The 16,373-nt window shown below is 56.3% G+C and carries 22 protein-coding genes, 1 tRNA gene and 2 pseudogenes; 12 read left to right on the top strand and 13 right to left on the bottom strand.

Annotation, left to right across the window (positions count from 1 at the left end; all coding sequences use genetic code 11):
* The first annotated feature begins 129 nt into the window (after positions 1 to 129).
* Both AABM55_RS13030 and AABM55_RS13025 read left to right on the top strand, forming a co-directional pair.
* The gene (locus AABM55_RS13030) at positions 130 to 567 is read left to right on the top strand and encodes an Lrp/AsnC family transcriptional regulator (RefSeq protein ID WP_019690796.1); all 438 of its coding nucleotides are present in this window, start codon (positions 130 to 132) and stop codon (positions 565 to 567) included.
* A 57-nt stretch (positions 568 to 624) separates the two neighbouring features.
* On the top strand, positions 625 to 954 hold the full coding sequence (locus tag AABM55_RS13025) for a YceK/YidQ family lipoprotein (protein ID WP_347929789.1): 330 nt from the start codon (positions 625 to 627) through the stop codon (positions 952 to 954).
* Positions 955 to 1,018: 64 nt separating this feature from the next.
* On the opposite strand, the gene AABM55_RS13020 is transcribed toward AABM55_RS13025, so the two are convergent.
* Positions 1,019 to 1,690 (bottom strand): Bax inhibitor-1/YccA family protein, encoded by a 672-nt coding sequence (locus AABM55_RS13020; protein ID WP_054596977.1) that lies wholly within the window; start codon positions 1,688 to 1,690, stop codon positions 1,019 to 1,021.
* 124 nt (positions 1,691 to 1,814) lie between these two features.
* Here AABM55_RS13020 and AABM55_RS13015 point away from each other — a divergent pair.
* Both AABM55_RS13015 and AABM55_RS13010 read left to right on the top strand, forming a co-directional pair.
* A tRNA-Ser gene (locus AABM55_RS13015) sits at positions 1,815 to 1,902 on the top strand.
* 217 nt (positions 1,903 to 2,119) lie between these two features.
* Positions 2,120 to 2,329: a hypothetical protein gene (locus AABM55_RS13010; protein WP_347929788.1), complete on the top strand. Its 210-nt coding sequence runs from the start codon at positions 2,120 to 2,122 to the stop codon at positions 2,327 to 2,329.
* Between the two features lie 248 nt (positions 2,330 to 2,577).
* On the opposite strand, the gene AABM55_RS13005 is transcribed toward AABM55_RS13010, so the two are convergent.
* From AABM55_RS13005 to AABM55_RS12995, 3 genes are all read right to left on the bottom strand, one after another.
* Positions 2,578 to 3,795 carry an MFS transporter gene (locus tag AABM55_RS13005; RefSeq protein WP_347929787.1) on the bottom strand — a complete coding sequence of 406 codons (1,218 nt, stop codon included), beginning with the start codon at positions 3,793 to 3,795 and terminating at the stop codon, positions 2,578 to 2,580.
* Between the two features lie 21 nt (positions 3,796 to 3,816).
* Positions 3,817 to 4,680, bottom strand: coding sequence for an NAD(P)-dependent oxidoreductase (locus AABM55_RS13000; protein ID WP_347929786.1), 864 nt, complete (start codon positions 4,678 to 4,680; stop codon positions 3,817 to 3,819).
* 117 nt (positions 4,681 to 4,797) lie between these two features.
* Positions 4,798 to 5,379 carry a TetR/AcrR family transcriptional regulator gene (locus AABM55_RS12995; protein ID WP_054596973.1) on the bottom strand — a complete coding sequence of 194 codons (582 nt, stop codon included), beginning with the start codon at positions 5,377 to 5,379 and terminating at the stop codon, positions 4,798 to 4,800.
* A 224-nt stretch (positions 5,380 to 5,603) separates the two neighbouring features.
* Here AABM55_RS12995 and AABM55_RS12990 point away from each other — a divergent pair.
* Both AABM55_RS12990 and AABM55_RS12985 read left to right on the top strand, forming a co-directional pair.
* Positions 5,604 to 6,339, top strand: a pseudogene (locus AABM55_RS12990) (SOS response-associated peptidase family protein).
* Between the two features lie 257 nt (positions 6,340 to 6,596).
* Entirely contained in the window at positions 6,597 to 7,430 is an 834-nt protein-coding gene (locus AABM55_RS12985) for a WG repeat-containing protein (protein ID WP_347929785.1), read from the top strand.
* 353 nt (positions 7,431 to 7,783) lie between these two features.
* Here AABM55_RS12985 and AABM55_RS12980 read toward each other — a convergent pair whose 3' ends face one another.
* The 3 genes and pseudogenes from AABM55_RS12980 to AABM55_RS12970 form a co-directional block, all read right to left on the bottom strand.
* Positions 7,784 to 8,314 carry a GNAT family protein gene (locus AABM55_RS12980; protein WP_347929784.1) on the bottom strand — a complete coding sequence of 177 codons (531 nt, stop codon included), beginning with the start codon at positions 8,312 to 8,314 and terminating at the stop codon, positions 7,784 to 7,786.
* Between the two features lie 127 nt (positions 8,315 to 8,441).
* Positions 8,442 to 8,642 (bottom strand): annotated as a pseudogene (locus tag AABM55_RS12975) (lysis protein); the annotation flags it as partial.
* A gap of 12 nt (positions 8,643 to 8,654) precedes the next feature.
* The gene (locus tag AABM55_RS12970) at positions 8,655 to 8,894 is read right to left on the bottom strand and encodes a hypothetical protein (RefSeq protein WP_347930112.1); all 240 of its coding nucleotides are present in this window, start codon (positions 8,892 to 8,894) and stop codon (positions 8,655 to 8,657) included.
* 382 nt (positions 8,895 to 9,276) lie between these two features.
* On the opposite strand from AABM55_RS12970, the gene AABM55_RS12965 reads away from it, so the two are divergent.
* Entirely contained in the window at positions 9,277 to 9,738 is a 462-nt protein-coding gene (locus AABM55_RS12965; protein WP_054596970.1) for a hypothetical protein, read from the top strand.
* Positions 9,739 to 9,786: 48 nt separating this feature from the next.
* Here the strand turns inward: AABM55_RS12965 and AABM55_RS12960 are convergent, their stop codons facing one another.
* The 3 genes from AABM55_RS12960 to AABM55_RS12950 form a co-directional block, all read right to left on the bottom strand.
* A complete protein-coding gene (locus tag AABM55_RS12960) occupies positions 9,787 to 9,996 on the bottom strand; it encodes a hypothetical protein (protein WP_054596969.1) in 210 nt (69 codons plus the stop codon).
* A 59-nt stretch (positions 9,997 to 10,055) separates the two neighbouring features.
* Positions 10,056 to 10,289: a hypothetical protein gene (locus AABM55_RS12955; RefSeq protein WP_054596968.1), complete on the bottom strand. Its 234-nt coding sequence runs from the start codon at positions 10,287 to 10,289 to the stop codon at positions 10,056 to 10,058.
* Between the two features lie 222 nt (positions 10,290 to 10,511).
* Positions 10,512 to 11,063, bottom strand: coding sequence for a papain-like cysteine protease family protein (locus AABM55_RS12950; RefSeq protein WP_347929783.1), 552 nt, complete (start codon positions 11,061 to 11,063; stop codon positions 10,512 to 10,514).
* Positions 11,064 to 11,226: 163 nt separating this feature from the next.
* Here AABM55_RS12950 and AABM55_RS12945 point away from each other — a divergent pair, with 163 nt between their 5' ends.
* Positions 11,227 to 11,358 carry a hypothetical protein gene (locus AABM55_RS12945; protein WP_256583881.1) on the top strand — a complete coding sequence of 44 codons (132 nt, stop codon included), beginning with the start codon at positions 11,227 to 11,229 and terminating at the stop codon, positions 11,356 to 11,358.
* An 85-nt stretch (positions 11,359 to 11,443) separates the two neighbouring features.
* Here the strand turns inward: AABM55_RS12945 and fabF are convergent, their stop codons facing one another.
* The gene (gene fabF, locus AABM55_RS12940) at positions 11,444 to 12,712 is read right to left on the bottom strand and encodes a beta-ketoacyl-ACP synthase II (protein WP_054596966.1); all 1,269 of its coding nucleotides are present in this window, start codon (positions 12,710 to 12,712) and stop codon (positions 11,444 to 11,446) included.
* Between the two features lie 113 nt (positions 12,713 to 12,825).
* Here fabF and AABM55_RS12935 point away from each other — a divergent pair, with 113 nt between their 5' ends.
* A complete protein-coding gene (locus AABM55_RS12935) occupies positions 12,826 to 13,335 on the top strand; it encodes a helix-turn-helix domain-containing protein (protein ID WP_054596965.1) in 510 nt (169 codons plus the stop codon).
* A 45-nt stretch (positions 13,336 to 13,380) separates the two neighbouring features.
* On the opposite strand, the gene AABM55_RS12930 is transcribed toward AABM55_RS12935, so the two are convergent.
* Positions 13,381 to 13,701 carry a VOC family protein gene (locus AABM55_RS12930; protein WP_306460896.1) on the bottom strand — a complete coding sequence of 107 codons (321 nt, stop codon included), beginning with the start codon at positions 13,699 to 13,701 and terminating at the stop codon, positions 13,381 to 13,383.
* A gap of 775 nt (positions 13,702 to 14,476) precedes the next feature.
* Positions 14,477 to 14,644: a DUF3088 family protein gene (locus AABM55_RS12925; protein ID WP_347929782.1), complete on the bottom strand. Its 168-nt coding sequence runs from the start codon at positions 14,642 to 14,644 to the stop codon at positions 14,477 to 14,479.
* A gap of 10 nt (positions 14,645 to 14,654) precedes the next feature.
* Between AABM55_RS12925 and AABM55_RS12920 the strand changes: the two genes are divergently transcribed.
* The 3 genes from AABM55_RS12920 (at position 14,655) to AABM55_RS12910 (ending at position 16,336) form a co-directional block, all read left to right on the top strand.
* The gene (locus AABM55_RS12920; RefSeq protein ID WP_347929781.1) at positions 14,655 to 14,894 is read left to right on the top strand and encodes a hypothetical protein; all 240 of its coding nucleotides are present in this window, start codon (positions 14,655 to 14,657) and stop codon (positions 14,892 to 14,894) included.
* Positions 14,891 to 15,304 carry a hypothetical protein gene (locus AABM55_RS12915; RefSeq protein ID WP_347929780.1) on the top strand — a complete coding sequence of 138 codons (414 nt, stop codon included), beginning with the start codon at positions 14,891 to 14,893 and terminating at the stop codon, positions 15,302 to 15,304. The genes AABM55_RS12920 and AABM55_RS12915 overlap by 4 nt, the downstream gene beginning before the upstream one ends.
* 354 nt (positions 15,305 to 15,658) lie before the next feature.
* Positions 15,659 to 16,336 carry an SOS response-associated peptidase family protein gene (locus tag AABM55_RS12910; protein WP_347929779.1) on the top strand — a complete coding sequence of 226 codons (678 nt, stop codon included), beginning with the start codon at positions 15,659 to 15,661 and terminating at the stop codon, positions 16,334 to 16,336.
* Positions 16,337 to 16,373 lie beyond the last annotated feature (37 nt).

Below are 16,373 nucleotides of genomic sequence, written 5' to 3'. Positions count from 1 at the left end.
AGGCTCCTCGATATGAGCCCAAAGTATGCCAATCCAGCGCCGTGCCACTCCAGCGTCAAATGCAGGCTAAACTGCCAGTTCACCTTTTTTATCAAGGCAGATTCCAGTATTTGCCTAATCGGGGGTTGTATGACTGACGACATTGACCAACTGCTGATCGCCGCCCTCATGGAAGACTCCCGACGCTCGCTCAAGGCCCTGGCACAGATCAGCGGCCTGTCCTCACCCAGCGTCGCCGAGCGCCTGCGCCGACTCGAAGAGCGTGGCGTACTCAAGGGCTACACCGTCGACATCGATCCCAAATGCTTCGGTTATCAATTGCAGGCCATCGTGCGTATTCGCCCGTTGCCCGGCCAGTTGCAGAATGTCGAACGGCAGATCCAGGCCATTCCCGAGTTCACCGAATGCGACAAGGTCACCGGCGATGACTGCTTCATCGCGCGCCTGCACGTGCGCTCGATGGAACAGCTGGACACCCTGCTCGACCGCCTCAACAGCTATGCCGAAACCAATACCGCAATCGTCAAGAAGACCCCGGTGAAACGGCGGTTGCCGCCGATGGCGTGAGTGCCGATTTGTTCCGAGCGGTGTAGGTTGAGGGTTTTCCGGCGAAGGAATGGCGGTATGAAAGCTCAGGCAATGTTATTGGCGGCACTGATGCTCGTGGGGTGCGGCACCATCCAGACAGTGGTGCGCCATGACGATGCGGCCATAAAGAGTCTCAAGGAACAGAAAAGCTATTGCGGCGCCGTCCCTCGAATCTACAGCGGCGTGACCTACGATTTCTGTACGCTGTATGCTCCCCTGCGTTCAGGCGTCGACGCGCAAAAATACGACAACGCCACGATTATCGTCTTGATAGACGCCGTTATTTCCGGTGCTCTCGACACTGTGTTGCTGCCCTACACCATTTACCGACAACAGGCCGATGGCAGCATCATCGTCACCGAGTGAGCCCTGCCCGAATGCCAGACAACAAAAAACCCGCCGTAGCGGGTTTTTTGCTCAAGGCTGGCGATCAGTCATCGCGGCCCATGATGCCGAACAGCTGCAACAAGCTGACGAACAGGTTGTAGATCGATACATACAGGCTGATGGTCGCCATGATGTAGTTGCGCTCGCCGCCATGAATGATGGCGCTGGTCTGGAACAGAATGCAGACCGAAGAAAACAGCACGAAGCCCGCGCTGATCGCCAGTTGCAGACCGCTGATCTTGAAGAACATGCCCGCCAGCGTCGCGCCCAGCAGGACGAAGAAACCAGCGGTGATGAAACCACCGAGGAAGCTCATGTCCTTGCGGGTGATCAGCACATAGGCCGACAGACCACCGAATACCAGTGCGGTCATCGCGAATGCCGAGCTGACCACTTCAGCGCCGCCTTGCATGCCCAGATAACGGTTGAGAATCGGGCCCAGCAGGAACCCCATGAAGCCGGTCAGGGCAAACGCCGACACCAGGCCCCAGGCCGAGTCACGGAGCTTGTTGGTCAGGAAGAAAAGCCCGTAGAAGCCGATCAGCACCACGAACACGTTCGGGTAGCCGACACGCATCTGCTGAGCAACGAACGCCATCACACCGCTGAATGCGAGCGTAAGGGCGAGTAAACCGTAAGTGTTGCGCAGGACGCGGCTAACCTCTAGCTGCTCAGCCTGCACGCTGTTATTAACTGCGTAATCCTGTTCGCGCATGGCGACACTCCTGTTGGTTTGAAACGTTCAGTCGCAAAGATCATAACAGACGCTCTGTAACAAGCTATGCAGAGAGTTTGACAGTGTGTTTCATTCAGGTATTATGGCGCCCGCAACGCAATACGGAGGTGTGGCCGAGTGGTTTAAGGCAACGGTCTTGAAAACCGTCGACTGTAACAGGTCCATGAGTTCGAATCCCATCGCCTCCGCCATATTTGTACGTTAGAGCCCTGATTATTCAGGGCTTTGTCGTTTCTGGGGTTTGGTGAAAATCTCGGCGCTCGGCATGTGTTCCAGAACTATTTTGGAAGTGTTCCAGAACTAAGCCCGTTTTTCAGCCCTTCCGCCCCCTCCCTCGACCGCTCCATTTCCCCGTCGTGTAACACGATATTTCATCTGCGAAGCTAAAGCCTCCACGGAGGATTCGCGATGCCAAAATCAGACCTGCTTCCTTCCCTGCTGTTCAAGATCAACGAAAACCAACTCGCCCTAGAGTCAGCCATCCTGAGGCTATCGAACCGGGTTGAGCGGAGTGGTTCGGCCAACGCCGTCGACAACTTATGCGGCGCCCTGGACACGACCGACCGGAATGAGGAGTTCATCAAAATGGCGCTTGCGATGCTGATGGCAGCAGAGTGACGTTCAATGCCAACAGCGCGCCCAGGCGCCTGCAATCACTAGGTGCGGGCAGATGCCAGGTGAGCAGCGACAGCAGCACACTTACCGGCAGTAGGATTAAGAGTAACGTCGTGATGGGCCGATCCGGTGGCAACCATTCCGAAGCCACCAGATACGTCGCCCCCCCTCAAAAAAATCATCAGCGCAAGAGCCGTCACACCACATTGTGCTAAGTATTCATCGCGGTCCTTTACACGGGATGCCTTCGATCAAGAAGCAGCGATGCGATGGCCTGGCCGGAAGCCATGCACTCCGGCCGACCAGACCACCGACAGGCCCAGCAACGCCAACACGGCCAATGCCCACGGAAAAGACGCAGGCCCGAGACGCTCTAGCAAGACACCGCCCACCGCGCCGCCACCGGCCACAGCCAGGTTGAAGACCGTCACCAGCATGGATTGCGCCACATCGGCCCCCTCGCCAGCCGTATCAGCCAGAGCGGTTTGTAGCAACGTCGGTGCACCGCCAAAGGTCAGACCCCATGTCGCAACGCCCAGTAGCACCACCAGCGCCGAGCCGCCCGAGAAACCCAACATCAGTGCCGCTACGGTGAACACGGCCAGACTCAGCAAGGTCAGTGTGCGCAGCCAGCGATCCACCAGCACGCCGGTGATCCAGATTCCCATAATGGAGGCCACACCGAACAACGCCAGCACGGCGTCCACCCGATGCCCAAGCCCCACCGACGCCAGGAAGGGCGCGATGTAAGTGTAGAGAACGTTGTGCGCCAATATCCACGCGAATAGCGCGAGCAGTACCGGACGGATGCCGGGCATCAGGAAGATGCGTCGGATCGGCACGCGCTGTCTGGCGGACTGTCCTGCGAAGTCCGGCACCGCCAACCGCACCCAGGCAAATAGCAGTAGCGACAACGCCGACATGATCCAAAACACGCCTCGCCAATCGAACAAGGTGCCCAGCCACGTTCCCAACGGCACGCCGATGGCCAAGGCAATGGGCTGGCCAACGCCCGCTATTGCCAGTGCTCGTCCCTGCAGGTGCTGGGGCACCATGCGCCGTGCATATCCGGCCAGCAGCCCCCATATCACGCCGGCCGCCATACCAGCGACGAAGCGCGCTGCCAGGATTAGCTCATAGTGGGCGGACAAAGCCGTGACGGAATTGAAGACCAGCAGACCGCCAATGGCCAGCAGTAGCAACGGCCTGCGGTTCCAACTGCGTGTGGCGGCGATGATCGGGATTGCGGCCAGTACCGCCCCCAGTGCATACAGGGTCACTAACTGGCCCGCCAAGGCTTCGGAGACACCCAGGCCCTCGCCAATCTGCGGCAACAGACCGGCTGGCATAGTCTCGGTCATGATGGCAAGGAAACCCGCCATCGTGAACGCCAGCAGCTTCCAGACAGGTAGCCCTACAGCGATTGCCTCATGAACGGTTACGGGAGTTTCTTGATTTCGGATGCTCATACGGTGTTCTCCTTATGTATGTCAGGCGAGATAGGACGCGGCCATGTCCTTGGCGCCGTGCCCAGCTTCCAGCGCACGCTCGAAGCGGCAAAGACCGGCCTGCGCCCCATCCATCCGCACACCGACTTGGGCGGCTGCCTCGACCACCAATCTTGCGTCCTTCACTGCATTGACGATGGAGAAACTAGCGGTGTATTCCTCGGCCAGGATGGTGGCGGCCTTGGCCTGGAAATAGCTGCTGTCCATCGGACCGCCCGTGACCACATCCACCACCAACGCCGGATCGACGCCCAGCCCTTTGGCAAGCGCGAGGCTCTCTGCGAGCCCGTGGGTCAGCGCAAAGGCCCAGTTGTTGAGGGCGAGCTTCAAGCGGCTGCTAGCGCTCGCGTGCTCGGACACCCACAAGGTGCGTTTGCCGATAGCATCAAAGACTGGCTGAACGACTTCGCGCTGCTCGACCGGACCAGACGCCAGAATGATCAGTTGCGCTAGTTCGGCTGGCTGGCGAGTGCCTTGCACCGGAGCGTCATAGAACACCAATCCATACTGCTCGGCCAACGAGGAAAGCGTCTCGATGGCCTCGATACCCACGGTGCTCAATTGCAGCCAGACGGCGGCCTTGTTCAAGGCCGGTGCCGCTGCCTGTATGGCTTCCTGAACGCAGCGACCATCCTTAAGTACAGTCACGATGATGTCGGCCCCCCTTACAGCATCGGCCGGGCTGTCGAATGCCAGGATTCCGTCATCCACCAAAGCCTGTGCCTTGGCGGCGGTGCGATTCCAGGCATGCACGGTGAACCCCCGCTTGCGCATATTGCGCGCTACGGGAGCGCCGATCAGGCCAGTGCCGAGGATAGCGATGGTGGTTTTCTGGTTAATGCTCACATGAACTCCTTTTGATAGCGGATGAAGACCCCCTAACTGGAATGATCATTCCAATTTAGATCAAACAAAACCCGCCATCCCTGTGCACTCCGATGCACCAGGATGGCGGGTGGGTGGTTATAGCGTATTGAGCGCCACGTCGATCACATCCAGTAGGCACTGGCGACGCTGCCGCGCAGGGCTGCCCTTGCCCAGTACACGCATCCCCTGCATGGTGTTGACAAAGAAACGGGCCAGCGCACGCGGGTTCTTCTCGGCAGCAATCTCGCCTGATTGCTGCCCCCGGATGATCAGTTTCTCCAGCGCCTTCAGAAGGCGCTGGAAGTTATGGGCCACCAGTTCGGCCACTGACTCGTCATGACCCGCCAGCTCCAGCGTCGCATTGGCAACTAGGCAGCCGCGGCGCTGTGGATCGCCCAGTTCGTCCTCCACAATGCGCATCAGAAGTTGCTGGATCACATCTTTTGTCGAACCGGGGCCGGCCATCAGTTCCACATTGGCCGTAGTTATTGCCTGGTATCGGCGCAGCGCCTGTTGATAGAGCCCCTGCTTGCTCTCAAACGTGCTGTAGAGACTGCTGCGCGACAGCCCCGTGCCTTCGACCAGATCCTGCACAGAGGTCGCAGCATAGCCGCGCTCCCAGAAAACGCGCATGGCGGCATCGGCGATTTCGTCGGGTTCAAATTCCTTGGTGCGCATGCTAATCCATACAATTGGAATGATCGTTCCCAATAATTTACGATGTGCTTTCTGGAGCGTCAACAACAATCGGATCGTCCATCGATATGCCATGAAACATGGCCGGCGCAAGTCAGCGGTGCGCTCCGCCATGATCAACGCTCTCAGAGCCGGTACCGGTTTTTCACGGAGATGAGCAGTTCCAGACTCAGCTAAGCTGAAACCTCCACTGGAGGACTTTGCCAATGTGCGGAAGACTTTCCCAGTACAGAGGAATCCACGACTTCGTTGCGGCGCTGAGCATGCCTAACGCCCTGGTCAACACCCTAGGCGATCAGGCCTCGAGCGGTACAACGTCGCGCCATCGACTCAGGTCGCCCTGTTCCATCTCGAAGGCGACACTCTGCACGCTGACCGGGTGCGCTGGGGGTGAGGCCCGCACTGGGCGAAGGATCGCGCCGCGCCGATCAATGTCAGGGTTGAGAAAGTCGCGCACGGATCATTCTTTCGGGCGACCTGGCCAAACGCGCCATCACACCCATCGACAACTGGTTTGAGTGGGTCGACGAAGGCTGACCGAAGAAGCAACCCTATTTGATCCGGCACCGGGACGGTTCACCGATATTGTGTGCCTCCATCGGCCAGTTTCCCGATAGCGATGAAGGCCCTGGGGAGCACGACGGCTTTGTGATCATCACCGCCGACAGCGCCGGCGGCATGGTCGACATTCATGACCGGCGACCGTTGGTGCTTGCGCCGGAACTGGCACGGGATTGGCTCGACCCGGCCACACCCAAGGAACGCGCCGAGCATATGATGATTCAACAGGGAGAGCCGCCCGAGGACTTCGAATGGTTCAAGGTCAGCGCAGCGATTGGCAATGTGCGCAACCAAGGCGCGAGCCTGACCAGACACCCGCACCTAGACACTCCACATCCCCGAGTCCTGTCGGGTGCCGCCGAAGTTCCTCAGCATGGATGATATAGTAGGCGGTCTGCTCGAAGTGTGGCTCGCCTCACATGCAGCGTATCAATGAACGACGCCCTGATTTTCGCTGCCCTGCCTGCTGGAGCGCGGTAAGCTTGCTCCATGGCACGTTGCTGTCTCGGTTGGGTCATCCGGAGCACTGGTTGGGTTTTGCCGTCCCACCCAAGCATTCACGGAGGCGGAACGCAGTGTCTTAAACCCCTTCAGAGTCTCCCGAATTAACCCGAAAATTTTGGAATGGAATCAAATTTATGGTTGCTGTACGAGTGATATGGGGTTTGTATTTTTTTGTTTTTTGCATTTTTTCCAGCCACGCATCTGCTGGAAATAATAATGCTGACGAGTATCCGATTCCCTTTGAGCTGAATCGAAGCTGGGGGGCTAAAGATAAGAATGGTGTGATTGTGATTCCACCAATCTACAAAAATGTATTGCTATTTAAGGGAGGTATAAGCATTGCAAGAATAGACAAGAAGATAGGCTATATCGATCAGAACGGGGGAATCGCTATACCCTTCGAGTATGATAAAGGTTTGAATTTCAATCATGGACTTGTTGGTGTTTGCACTGAAGGCAAGTGCGGATATCTAGACGCAAAGGGAAATATAGTTATCTCTCTTCTGTATAAAGAGATAGACTACTTCAGAGACGAGCACGGAGGCCTTGCGATAGTAAAGGGAGAACATGGCTGGGGAGTTATTGATACTGCAGGGCGCAACATAATTGAGCCAGTACTTAGGACCAAACCATCTATTTCCGAAGGGGTTATAATTGCCTTTAAAGGCGCACGCGACGGCATGATATACGACATGAAAGGCAATCAGTTAACGCCGTTAAATTATGATCAAATTGCTTATAATGTGTGGGCCGGAAAATACCTCAATGATAATCTTTTCACAGTGGCAATCGATGGTAAATGGGGGTTCATTGATAAAGCTGGCAAGGTCATAATCCCTATGCGCTATGACAAGCGCGCTTTTTTCTTTGAAGGTTATGCCGAATTAGTTCGAGACGGGAAGGTCTACCGCGTAGACAAGCAAGGGACGGAGGAGCTAATTGGTGATTGGCAGCAAGCAACTCCATAAGTGCTGCGACCTGCGGTTGAGGCCTTTGGTATCACCACCCAACCCGCCCACTTGCAACCATTTCGTTGCCAGCGCCGGTGACATCAAGTTCAAGAAAGAGTGACTCCATGGGCAACGCAATATCACCGCAAACTGGGGCTCAGCGGCACATGACTGGAAAAGCGCGATGAATCAATTTGCGATTCTGTACGGAGATCGATTTATCAGGCCGACCTGGTAAAAGCACGGCCTGCCTGACGGCAGGCCGTTACCGGCCCGCACACAAAATATCTGACAGTCCCCTGGACATGGCAACGCCCTCACCTCAAGCGATACCCCCGGCGTCCTGCCGACCGGGCATCGCGCAATACAACTCACCCCTTCGGAAAATACTCTGGATTCAAGCATGACACGCATACTCTATCCACGGCCTCGCCGTTTACCCAGTAGTAGCCATTCAACGTGGCCTCAACAACCCAGCCGGCTGCGGTGTACGCTTTTATCGACGCAATATTTCCCGAGAGCATCCCTCCCTGAAGACGTCGGATATCGAATCTTGAAAAGGCGATTTCATTAGCTAAGGCGATGGCTTTTTTAGCAACCCCCTGACCAATAAACTTTCGATTCCCGATCAAACACACAAGGTCTGAAGTCTTATTTTTCAGGTCCATTGGACCTATTTTCACGTTCCCTATCTTTTCTCCACTATCACTCTCAATCAGAAAATAAGCCCACAGGCCTGACTCGACTCCTTTTCTGTAATCTTCCGTGATCATCTGTTTCGTGAATACACGGCCGGACCCAGTAAAGTAATTCAAATGCCCGTCATCATTGTTGAACCAAGACAGATACTGATCGTCAATGTCGCCAAGCTCAAGCTCGCGCAGCGTTATCCCTATGCTCATACCGCTCCTTAAATGCTGAGTAATTTTGTGACAGAAGGCTCTATCTATTGAGCAAGATTACAAAACTGCATGTCGCTACAATACTGTCTATTTTTGGTGTTCTGTCGACCCAACACAACCCCCATTGATTAACCTCCCTCACATACGCCTGACATGTCGCCAGCGCGATCAATCCCGGATCACCGTCATCGGTGATGCCGATAATTCGTTGAGCATGCGCTGGGGCAAGTCGGGCGCGCGCTCCTTCATGAACCACACTGCCGGCGCCGGTAGCGGTTGGCACTGCGCAACCACTGGCTGAATCCGCTGCGTCGATGAGGACTGACACACACCGAGGCATTCACAGCAACGCCCTGCGCAGCCCTTCCTCGAGCACGGCATCCGGATATGGACTCCCGCTGTTTTCGTGAACAATGATCCCAAGCATCACCGCGCGCAGGGTCGTCGGGTTCTTGATATCGATCACATCGTTCGGCTGCACGCCCATCGAGCCAGCACCTGCACAACCAGCACCAACGCCCTTCCCGATGAAAGCCGCTCCAGCAGTTGCCGCAATTGCGAAGCCCGCAGCGACAGCCATGCGCTCGGACCGACTCTGTCATACCAGGCAATCGAGAGTCCGCGCCACAAAGTGCAGATAAGCGAAAACGTGGCGCGAATGTTTCGGAATGAGAGCCTGGCAGAGCTGAAGCGCGACCCTGGTGACGAGATCGTTGAGCCAGCATAGCCAGAGTCACACCACATCAAAATCAATAAGCCCTGTATCAATCACCCATTTATCACCAAGGCGAGCTGAACTCACTCGACAGCCCTGGTGGGCTCCCTTGAGACATTCGGCGACTTTTCGTACAGACCCTAATTTACACAACAGGACTTATGTAACCCGACAATACGCCGATACCATGCAGCGGCACGGAAGCACCGAAGCAACACTTACTTCATAGAAGGCAGGAACCTGAACAATGTTTGAACACATCTGGCGCAGCATCCATTCCCCGAACTACTTCCCCAATGTACTGGAGTGGATGATCAATATTCTCCTCAACCCGTTCATGGTGATTATGTGCCTGATGGTCGGAGCGCTGGCCGGTAAATGGTGGAGAGCCGTCCCCTACGGCAGCCTGATTTGTTATGTGGTGTTCCTGAGCCGGTCGTCATTCTATCGGTGGGGAAGCATTTTCCCCGAAGCCGGCCTGCCTGCGCTGTTCATTGATGGCGCACTGCTGGCCCTCCTCGGCTTCTATTTGAAAGGCGTACTCAGAACCCGCTCAGAAGCAAAACCCGAAGGCCATTGGTTGCGCTGGCTTTATCAAAGCCTGAAGGTCGTCATGCTGACAGTTATGGTGATGTTCTGGGCGCTCGTCGTGCTGTTTGTCGTGACCTTCACCGTCTCGGTCGCTACCCAACCATCATTGGTGCACTGACCCACCTTCTGCTTGCCAGGGTCTGTACGAAAAGTCGCCGAGTGGCGATCAGGTAGTTCTCGTACAGAGCCTAATATCCCGATCAGACAATTCGGGATCAAGGATCGCCGGAAACAGTGCCCGGATGTGATGTTCACTCAGCCACTTGTCGCTGGTCTTATTGAAGCAGATGCTTCTGCCCGGGCGGCGCAGCTCAACGCAATACTCAAGCTCATCCGCAATTTCGAAAACCTTTTTCACAAACTCATCAACATTCATGGCCGACACTTCATTGGTGCGTCAGCAGAGTGTAGGACTCCCCCGTACCCACAGAAAACCTATAGACCTCGCTCAGCAACCATCCACGCCCCCTGCTCCCGGCCCGCTACCTGCGCCAGCCCGCGGTCAGCGTAAGTCTGGTCACCGGCCACAACCGGAATCACCACCTCATCAACGCGCTTCACCTCGACATTGATCCGCCAGACCTCCTGGCCGCTCTCCAGTGTTTCGCACTCCATGTAGTTCCAGAGCCGAAATCCTTCGTGCTCGTCATAAATATCATGCTTGGTCATGTGGTGATCTCTTTAAGGTGACCGCATCGTAGCACTCCACTGTCGGGGCATGGCCCGGCATAGGACGTCCCATGCCCACAGGAAACCGAAAGCTTGATATCCGCAGCATCTTTACCGATTCGTTGTCGCGACCGTAACCCAGCTGGTACCACCAGCGAATGAGTCCGCCCCTTTATTTTCGAACAAGCCAGACGACGCCCGTAAACATCTACAACTCAAATATTAATCCCCAGCAACTACTAATGTGTGCTGAGTACCCCATTTCAAAAAATATTGTAGATCGCACGTCTCAATAACTCCGAACCAAGGATCATAATAATCAATTGTACTAGCAGCAGCATCATAGCCAAGCACCACTACATAGTGCTGCTTAACAAAAACCAAAAAACCTGAATACTGACCTGCATACTGCAAAATCGGCTCCAGCTTTTTATAGGCCTTAATCTCGCGCACGCCATGTACAAGTCCGCTCTCCTTTGAAAAATGAAACTTATTATAATATTCAGCAAGACTATACAACTGATCAAAGGTAATACCATCATAAACCCACTCAGGATAGAAACCAATCACAGCCTGTTCCGAAACCTGCACACCATTTAGTCTCATCAATACCGAAAAACTCGCAGCCCAACAACTATGACTAACCTTCTGTATTTCAATTTTTGGAAAAACAGTAAAGAATTTTTCTCGAGTTACGCCTTCATATGACATATAAATTCCCTTTCTATTAGAAAGCCCATCAAACAAGCCCGAAACGTAGAACTGGCTACCCATCTATTCATTTGTAGTTGATGGGCACATTTTTTGCCAAGACCCTGCTCGTTGTTGACAGTGCGAATGAGGCTGTAACCGATCATCAGGTTGATCATTCGACTGCAGCGCTACCACTGAATCCCCCCCCTTCAAAGTCAGCCGCTATAGCGGTAAAGGAACAGTCATGCCTGAAGAAACTGTTTTGCCTGTCGCCCCGGTCGGCATCGATCCTGCGGAGTTTGTGAATTCGGATTTTCATTTCTTAAATACCCCGATAGCAGAGTCGAAGGCGGTCAGTGGGGCGGTTGATTGGTAGGACCAATGTCCTGGGGGATGTTGAGGTCTCGACCTACCGGTGCTGAAACCTCAACGACACTGAAAACCGGACTGAATACCCAGTTTTAAATCCAGCGTCGGAACAGCACGCTGGCGTTGACCCCGCCGAAACCGAAGCCATTGGACAGTGCATATTCCAGGGGCAGGTGCTGGGCCCGGCCGCGAATCAGGTTTAGGCCTTCGGCAGCGGTATCCGGGGCTTCCAGATTGAGTGTCGCCGGGACCACCTGATCGCGCAGCGCAAGTACGGTGAAGATCGCCTCGATCCCCCCCGCAGCACCCAACAGGTGGCCAGTGGCGGATTTGGTCGAACTGATCGCAAGGCCGCTGCCTATGCCGAATAGGGCTTTGATTGCCGCCAGCTCACCTTTATCGCCCACCGGGGTCGAGGTGGCGTGGGCATTCAGGTGCTGAACCTGGGATGCTTCCACACCGGCTTGGCGCAGTGCCTGCTGCATGGCCCGGCGGGCGCCGTCACCATCTTCCGGCCCGGCAGTCATGTGGTACGCGTCGGCGCTGGTGCCATAACCCACCAGTTCAGCGATGGGCCTGGCGCCGCGCGCCAGGGCATGTTGCAACTCTTCGATGACCAGTAGGCCGGCGCCCTCGCCCATGACGAAACCGTCGCGGGCCTGATCGAAGGGGCGCGAGGCGCGTTCCGGGGTGTCGTTGTAATCGCTCGACAGGGCGCGTGCGGCAGCGAAGCCAGCCAGGCTGACCCGGTGAATGGCCGCTTCCGCCCCGCCACAGAGCGCTACGTCAATTTCCCCTGCACGAATCATCCGCGCAGCGTCGCCGATGGCCTGGACGCCCGCCGCACACGCCGTCACTGGAGCCCCCAGCGGCCCCTTGAAGCCATGACTGATTGAGACATGACCGGCGGCCATATTGCTTAGAAATGATGGAATGGTGAAGGGTGACAAGCGTCGCGGCCCCTTGCTGTCAGTCGTCCGCACAGCTTCGGCAATCGCCGGAAATCCGCCCACACCCGAAGCGATGATGGTGGCGGTGCGCTCCTGTGCCGCTGGGGTTTGCGGCGCCCAGCCGGCCTGTGCCAACGCTTCATGGGCCGCTGCCAGGGCGAACAGAATGAAGCGGTCCATCTTGCGCTGTTCTTTTGGTGCCAGCAGTAGATCCGGATCGAAGCCGGCCTCAGGGTCTTGGGTGCGGTCGGGAACCTGGCCGCCGATGCTGATAGACAGATCGCCGATTAGCTCCGGCGGCAACTGGCGGATCCCCGACTGCCCGGCAAGAAGGCGTTGCCATATCTGCTCGACTCCGCAGCCAAGTGGGGTCAGTGCGCCCATGCCTGTGACGACGATACGTTTGTTCATGTTGGTCTAGCTCCTTCTGCATATTGGGGGGTAGCGACATATGGACGTCACTATCATTATGAAAGTAACATACCGGACCAACAAATGTTTGAACCCCCCCGTAAGGAACTGCCATGCAGCGCAAGACCCTCATCCATGCCGAATGTCCGATTGCCCGCAGCCTGGAAAGGGTTGGCGAGTGGTGGAGCATTTTGATCATGCGCGATGCCCTGCATGGCCTGAGACGCTTTGAGGAGTTTTCCCGAAGCCTGGATATTGCCCCGAACATGCTCACCAGACGCTTGAACTCGCTGGTGGAGGCGGGTCTGCTCGAGCGTCAGCCTTACAGTCAGCGCCCGTTGCGCTACCAATACGTGCCGACTGCCAAGGGCGAAGATTTCCGCGTGGTGCTCATGGCCTTTGTGGCCTGGGGCAATCGCCATTACGCTCCAGAAGGGGAAAGCGTGCAGATTGTCGAGCGGAAGACTGGGCGGCCGGTGCTGCCGATGATGGCGGATATCACCGATGGCCATCTTGTGCCCTTGGACCAGTGCAGCGTACAGGCCGGACCAGCCGCCAGCGCGGGCATGCGTCAGCGGCTGGGATCCATGGCTGACCCGGATGAGCCTTGCCAGGTCGATTGAGGAGCAGTACAGCGGATGAGCGCGGCACTTTAGGACTGCCAGCGGTTATTCGCCTTGTAACTCACTATTCATGGCACGTCCAAAGCGATCGACCAGCATACCGAAGCACGCGACCCAGACGATCGCTTGCAGCGGCAGTTGAATGTTGCCCCCATCCGTCAGCGCGGCGAAGATCTGCTTGGTTTCAGCGATGCTGGTCACGTTGAGGGACACGGAGCAGCCGCTGATGCCGTTGTCGGGACGTTCCGGAATGGTGTCCAAGCCGAAGATGGTCTGGTCGCCGGCCAACAGGCGGGTGTAGATGATGCGGTCGTGGTAATCCACCAGCACGTCATCGAGGGCAGGGCTTTCGCCGAAGTTCATCATGACTTCGATCTGGCCTGGCAGGCATTGGGCATAGAAGTTGAAGGCGGCTTTGCATTCGCCATTGAAAATCGGCGAAGAACATTTGTTTCATCGAGGCTCAGTCGTTCGGTTCGTGTGAGGCGGGTATTTCACCAAATCTGAAAGTCTTTTTCAGAGTTTCCCTAACGGACGTTTCAATAAAAAAAAGCGCAAAAAAAACGCTACTCATTGAGTGGCGTTTTTCTGTATTTGGAGCGGGAAACGAGACTGGAATCCGAGCTCTTTCTCCTTGAAAGCGTTGAGATTTTTCTAGCGTCAGCGCTTTCGATGTACTGGATGATGTACATATTAGGTGAGGCTGGAAAGGCCCTATGTTTTACAAATCACTTCAGAGGCATTCGTAGCGCCCGCCATCTCTCACGCCGACATGCTCTGGAAGTCTTTTTTGCGTGTTCAGTTTTCGAATGTCCGCATTCGGCTTGAGTGCTCTTCCTAAAAATAGCGAAGCGAACGGAGGTCTGACTGACCATACACCGCGCTGGTTAATGCAAGACCGTCACTATTCGGCCGATTTAGGCCTACTGGTACAGCCCCCCCTTGTCCTTGCGTGTCAGCCGAACTGTCGGTGCCCGCGGGGGAAATACTGCCGTAGCAGGCCATGAGTCTTCAACTTTGTCCCACGTTGCGGTCGCGCCAAAGGAATAGGCCGGCGGCTCGCAAGCGAACCGTCGGCCCGCAGCCTGCCGTCACGAAGTGCGGCGGGCCGTTTTTGGTGCGTGTACCTGATCGCTACCGATTACGACGCCTGCACGACGCTGTACTGTGACGACAGGTAGCGCCGGATATCGTCGGGCGCGTTGATGAAGCGCGTGCCGTTGTACTCCTGAACCGCAACGGACACGTCCTTTGGCTCCCGCCCTTTGCCGAGCACGATCATCGGCGCAGACTGATGCCCTTCTTTCATGGAGGAAAAGATGGGACTTACCGACTTTACGCCTAACACCCAAGACCTCATCGCGGTCGACATACGCACCCTTGGTGTGATCGACAAGATCAAGGCTGGCGACATCCCCGGAGCCATGCCGAAGGCGGCAACGAGGTGGGCGGCACTTCCCGAAGGGCCTGGCAAAGCGAGTCATTACCCGCCGCAACCGTATGTCGAATGTTCAAAATTTTTGGCGAACTACAAATCGACTGAAGGGAGTGTTAAATGAAGCTTTCGATCCTCGCGTTCATCGCCCTCTATTGCATTGGCGCCAATGCAGCGTTTGCGGATGGCTCGCAGGCGACAAACGACAGGCGCGGGCCGGCAGGCATCGCCGTCGGTGAGTCCTTGGTCGCGGCCAAGGCCAAGCTCATCAAACAAGGATGGACGCCGACACGGATACATACCGCCGACGGCTATGAATATAGTGGCGTGGAGCGTGAGCTGGCTGCGCACAAGTACTATGAGGTCGATGTCTGCTCTTTTGATAGCTCGCGTTGCATCTTGTTCTACACAAAGAACGGCGTTTGCCTGCGCGTAGACACTATCGGCGAGCAATTCAATGACATGACGGTTACGCGATGGGCCGATGAGTGTCCTGACGCACCTCCAAAACCAAGTAAGCGCGGCGCGGGCTAGCGACCGACCATTGCCGAAAATTGCGGTCATTGCGCTTCAGTGTGATCCCCCCCTCACAGACGCCTGGCACGCAGCCAGAGCGATCAGTCCTCGGTCGCCGTCGTCGGTGATGCCGATAATTCGTCGAGCATGCGCCGGGGCAAGTCGGGCGTGCGCTCTTCCATGAGCCAATCGGGTGTTTGTGCAGGCTGGGGCGTGTAACTCAGGAGGTTCTAGCCCACTCAAGCTCCCATCAAAACCCCACATTGGCCCACCCTCCCAAATGCGCGCACTGCTTCGGCAGTATGTTGGACGGCCTCATAGAGCGCCCGAAAACGATCGTCTAAACTCAGGGTTGAACTTGAGGGTTCAGCCATGTGCGGACGACTTTCGCAATACAAGGGTATCCACGACTTCGTGGCGGCGCTGAGCATGCCCAATGCTCTGGTCAACACCGTTGGCGACCAGCCGCTCGAGCAATACAACGTCGCCCCCACAACAAGGGTCGCCCTCTTTCACCAGGAGGGCGACACGCTGTACGCCGACCTGGTCAGGTGGTGTTGGCGACCGCATTGGGCAACCGATCAGCCAGCGAAACCGAACGGCAGAGTCGAAAAGGTAGCGCATAGCCCATTCTACCGGGCGATCTGGCCACACCGAGCAATCACCCCCATCAACAACTGGTTTGAGTGGGTCGATGAGGGCGGGCCAAAGAAGCAACCCTATTTGATCCGGCATCGGGACGGCTCACCGATCCTGTGCGCTGCTATCGGCCAGTTTCCGAGCGGCGACCACGCGCCCAGCGAGTATGACGGCTTCGTGATCATCACTGCCGATTCGGCAGGCGGCATAGTGGACATCCACGATCAACGCCCGGTAACACTGGCGCCCGAGGTGGCACGAGAATGGCTCGACCCGACCACCCCCAAGGAGCGCGCCGAGCATATGATGATTCAACAGGGAGAGCCGTCCGAGGCCTTCGAATGGTTCAAGGTCAGCGCAGCCATTGGTAATGTGCGCAACCAAGGCGCGAGTCTGATCAAACCGGTCTGAATTGCTATTTGTCCCGCTGAGCCCTGCAATTCACGTA

The organism is Pseudomonas helvetica (assembly GCF_039908645.1).
GTDB classification, from domain to species: Bacteria; Pseudomonadota; Gammaproteobacteria; order Pseudomonadales; family Pseudomonadaceae; genus Aquipseudomonas; species Aquipseudomonas helvetica.
Note: the sequence above shows the minus strand (reverse complement) of the source record. Positions and strands in the feature narration are given on the sequence as shown.

Excerpts from the sequence above, each read along its gene's own strand:
- AABM55_RS13030 (WP_019690796.1), top strand. The coding sequence starts at position 130 with ATGACTGACGACATTGACCAACTGCTGATCGCCGCCCTCATGGAAGAC.
- AABM55_RS13025 (WP_347929789.1), top strand. The coding sequence starts at position 625 with ATGAAAGCTCAGGCAATGTTATTGGCGGCACTGATGCTCGTGGGGTGC.
- AABM55_RS13020 (WP_054596977.1), bottom strand. The coding sequence starts at position 1,690 with ATGCGCGAACAGGATTACGCAGTTAATAACAGCGTGCAGGCTGAGCAG.
- AABM55_RS13010 (WP_347929788.1), top strand. The coding sequence starts at position 2,120 with ATGCCAAAATCAGACCTGCTTCCTTCCCTGCTGTTCAAGATCAACGAA.
- AABM55_RS13005 (WP_347929787.1), bottom strand. The coding sequence starts at position 3,795 with ATGAGCATCCGAAATCAAGAAACTCCCGTAACCGTTCATGAGGCAATC.
- AABM55_RS12995 (WP_054596973.1), bottom strand. The coding sequence starts at position 5,379 with ATGCGCACCAAGGAATTTGAACCCGACGAAATCGCCGATGCCGCCATG.
- AABM55_RS12985 (WP_347929785.1), top strand. The coding sequence starts at position 6,597 with ATGGTTGCTGTACGAGTGATATGGGGTTTGTATTTTTTTGTTTTTTGC.
- AABM55_RS12980 (WP_347929784.1), bottom strand. The coding sequence starts at position 8,314 with ATGAGCATAGGGATAACGCTGCGCGAGCTTGAGCTTGGCGACATTGAC.
- AABM55_RS12970 (WP_347930112.1), bottom strand. The coding sequence starts at position 8,894 with ATGGCTGTCGCTGCGGGCTTCGCAATTGCGGCAACTGCTGGAGCGGCT.
- AABM55_RS12965 (WP_054596970.1), top strand. The coding sequence starts at position 9,277 with ATGTTTGAACACATCTGGCGCAGCATCCATTCCCCGAACTACTTCCCC.
- AABM55_RS12960 (WP_054596969.1), bottom strand. The coding sequence starts at position 9,996 with ATGAATGTTGATGAGTTTGTGAAAAAGGTTTTCGAAATTGCGGATGAG.
- AABM55_RS12955 (WP_054596968.1), bottom strand. The coding sequence starts at position 10,289 with ATGACCAAGCATGATATTTATGACGAGCACGAAGGATTTCGGCTCTGG.
- AABM55_RS12950 (WP_347929783.1), bottom strand. The coding sequence starts at position 11,063 with ATGGGTAGCCAGTTCTACGTTTCGGGCTTGTTTGATGGGCTTTCTAAT.
- AABM55_RS12945 (WP_256583881.1), top strand. The coding sequence starts at position 11,227 with ATGCCTGAAGAAACTGTTTTGCCTGTCGCCCCGGTCGGCATCGATCCT.
- fabF (WP_054596966.1), bottom strand. The coding sequence starts at position 12,712 with ATGAACAAACGTATCGTCGTCACAGGCATGGGCGCACTGACCCCACTT.
- AABM55_RS12935 (WP_054596965.1), top strand. The coding sequence starts at position 12,826 with ATGCAGCGCAAGACCCTCATCCATGCCGAATGTCCGATTGCCCGCAGC.
- AABM55_RS12930 (WP_306460896.1), bottom strand. The coding sequence starts at position 13,701 with ATGATGAACTTCGGCGAAAGCCCTGCCCTCGATGACGTGCTGGTGGAT.
- AABM55_RS12925 (WP_347929782.1), bottom strand. The coding sequence starts at position 14,644 with ATGAAAGAAGGGCATCAGTCTGCGCCGATGATCGTGCTCGGCAAAGGG.
- AABM55_RS12920 (WP_347929781.1), top strand. The coding sequence starts at position 14,655 with ATGGGACTTACCGACTTTACGCCTAACACCCAAGACCTCATCGCGGTC.
- AABM55_RS12915 (WP_347929780.1), top strand. The coding sequence starts at position 14,891 with ATGAAGCTTTCGATCCTCGCGTTCATCGCCCTCTATTGCATTGGCGCC.
- AABM55_RS12910 (WP_347929779.1), top strand. The coding sequence starts at position 15,659 with ATGTGCGGACGACTTTCGCAATACAAGGGTATCCACGACTTCGTGGCG.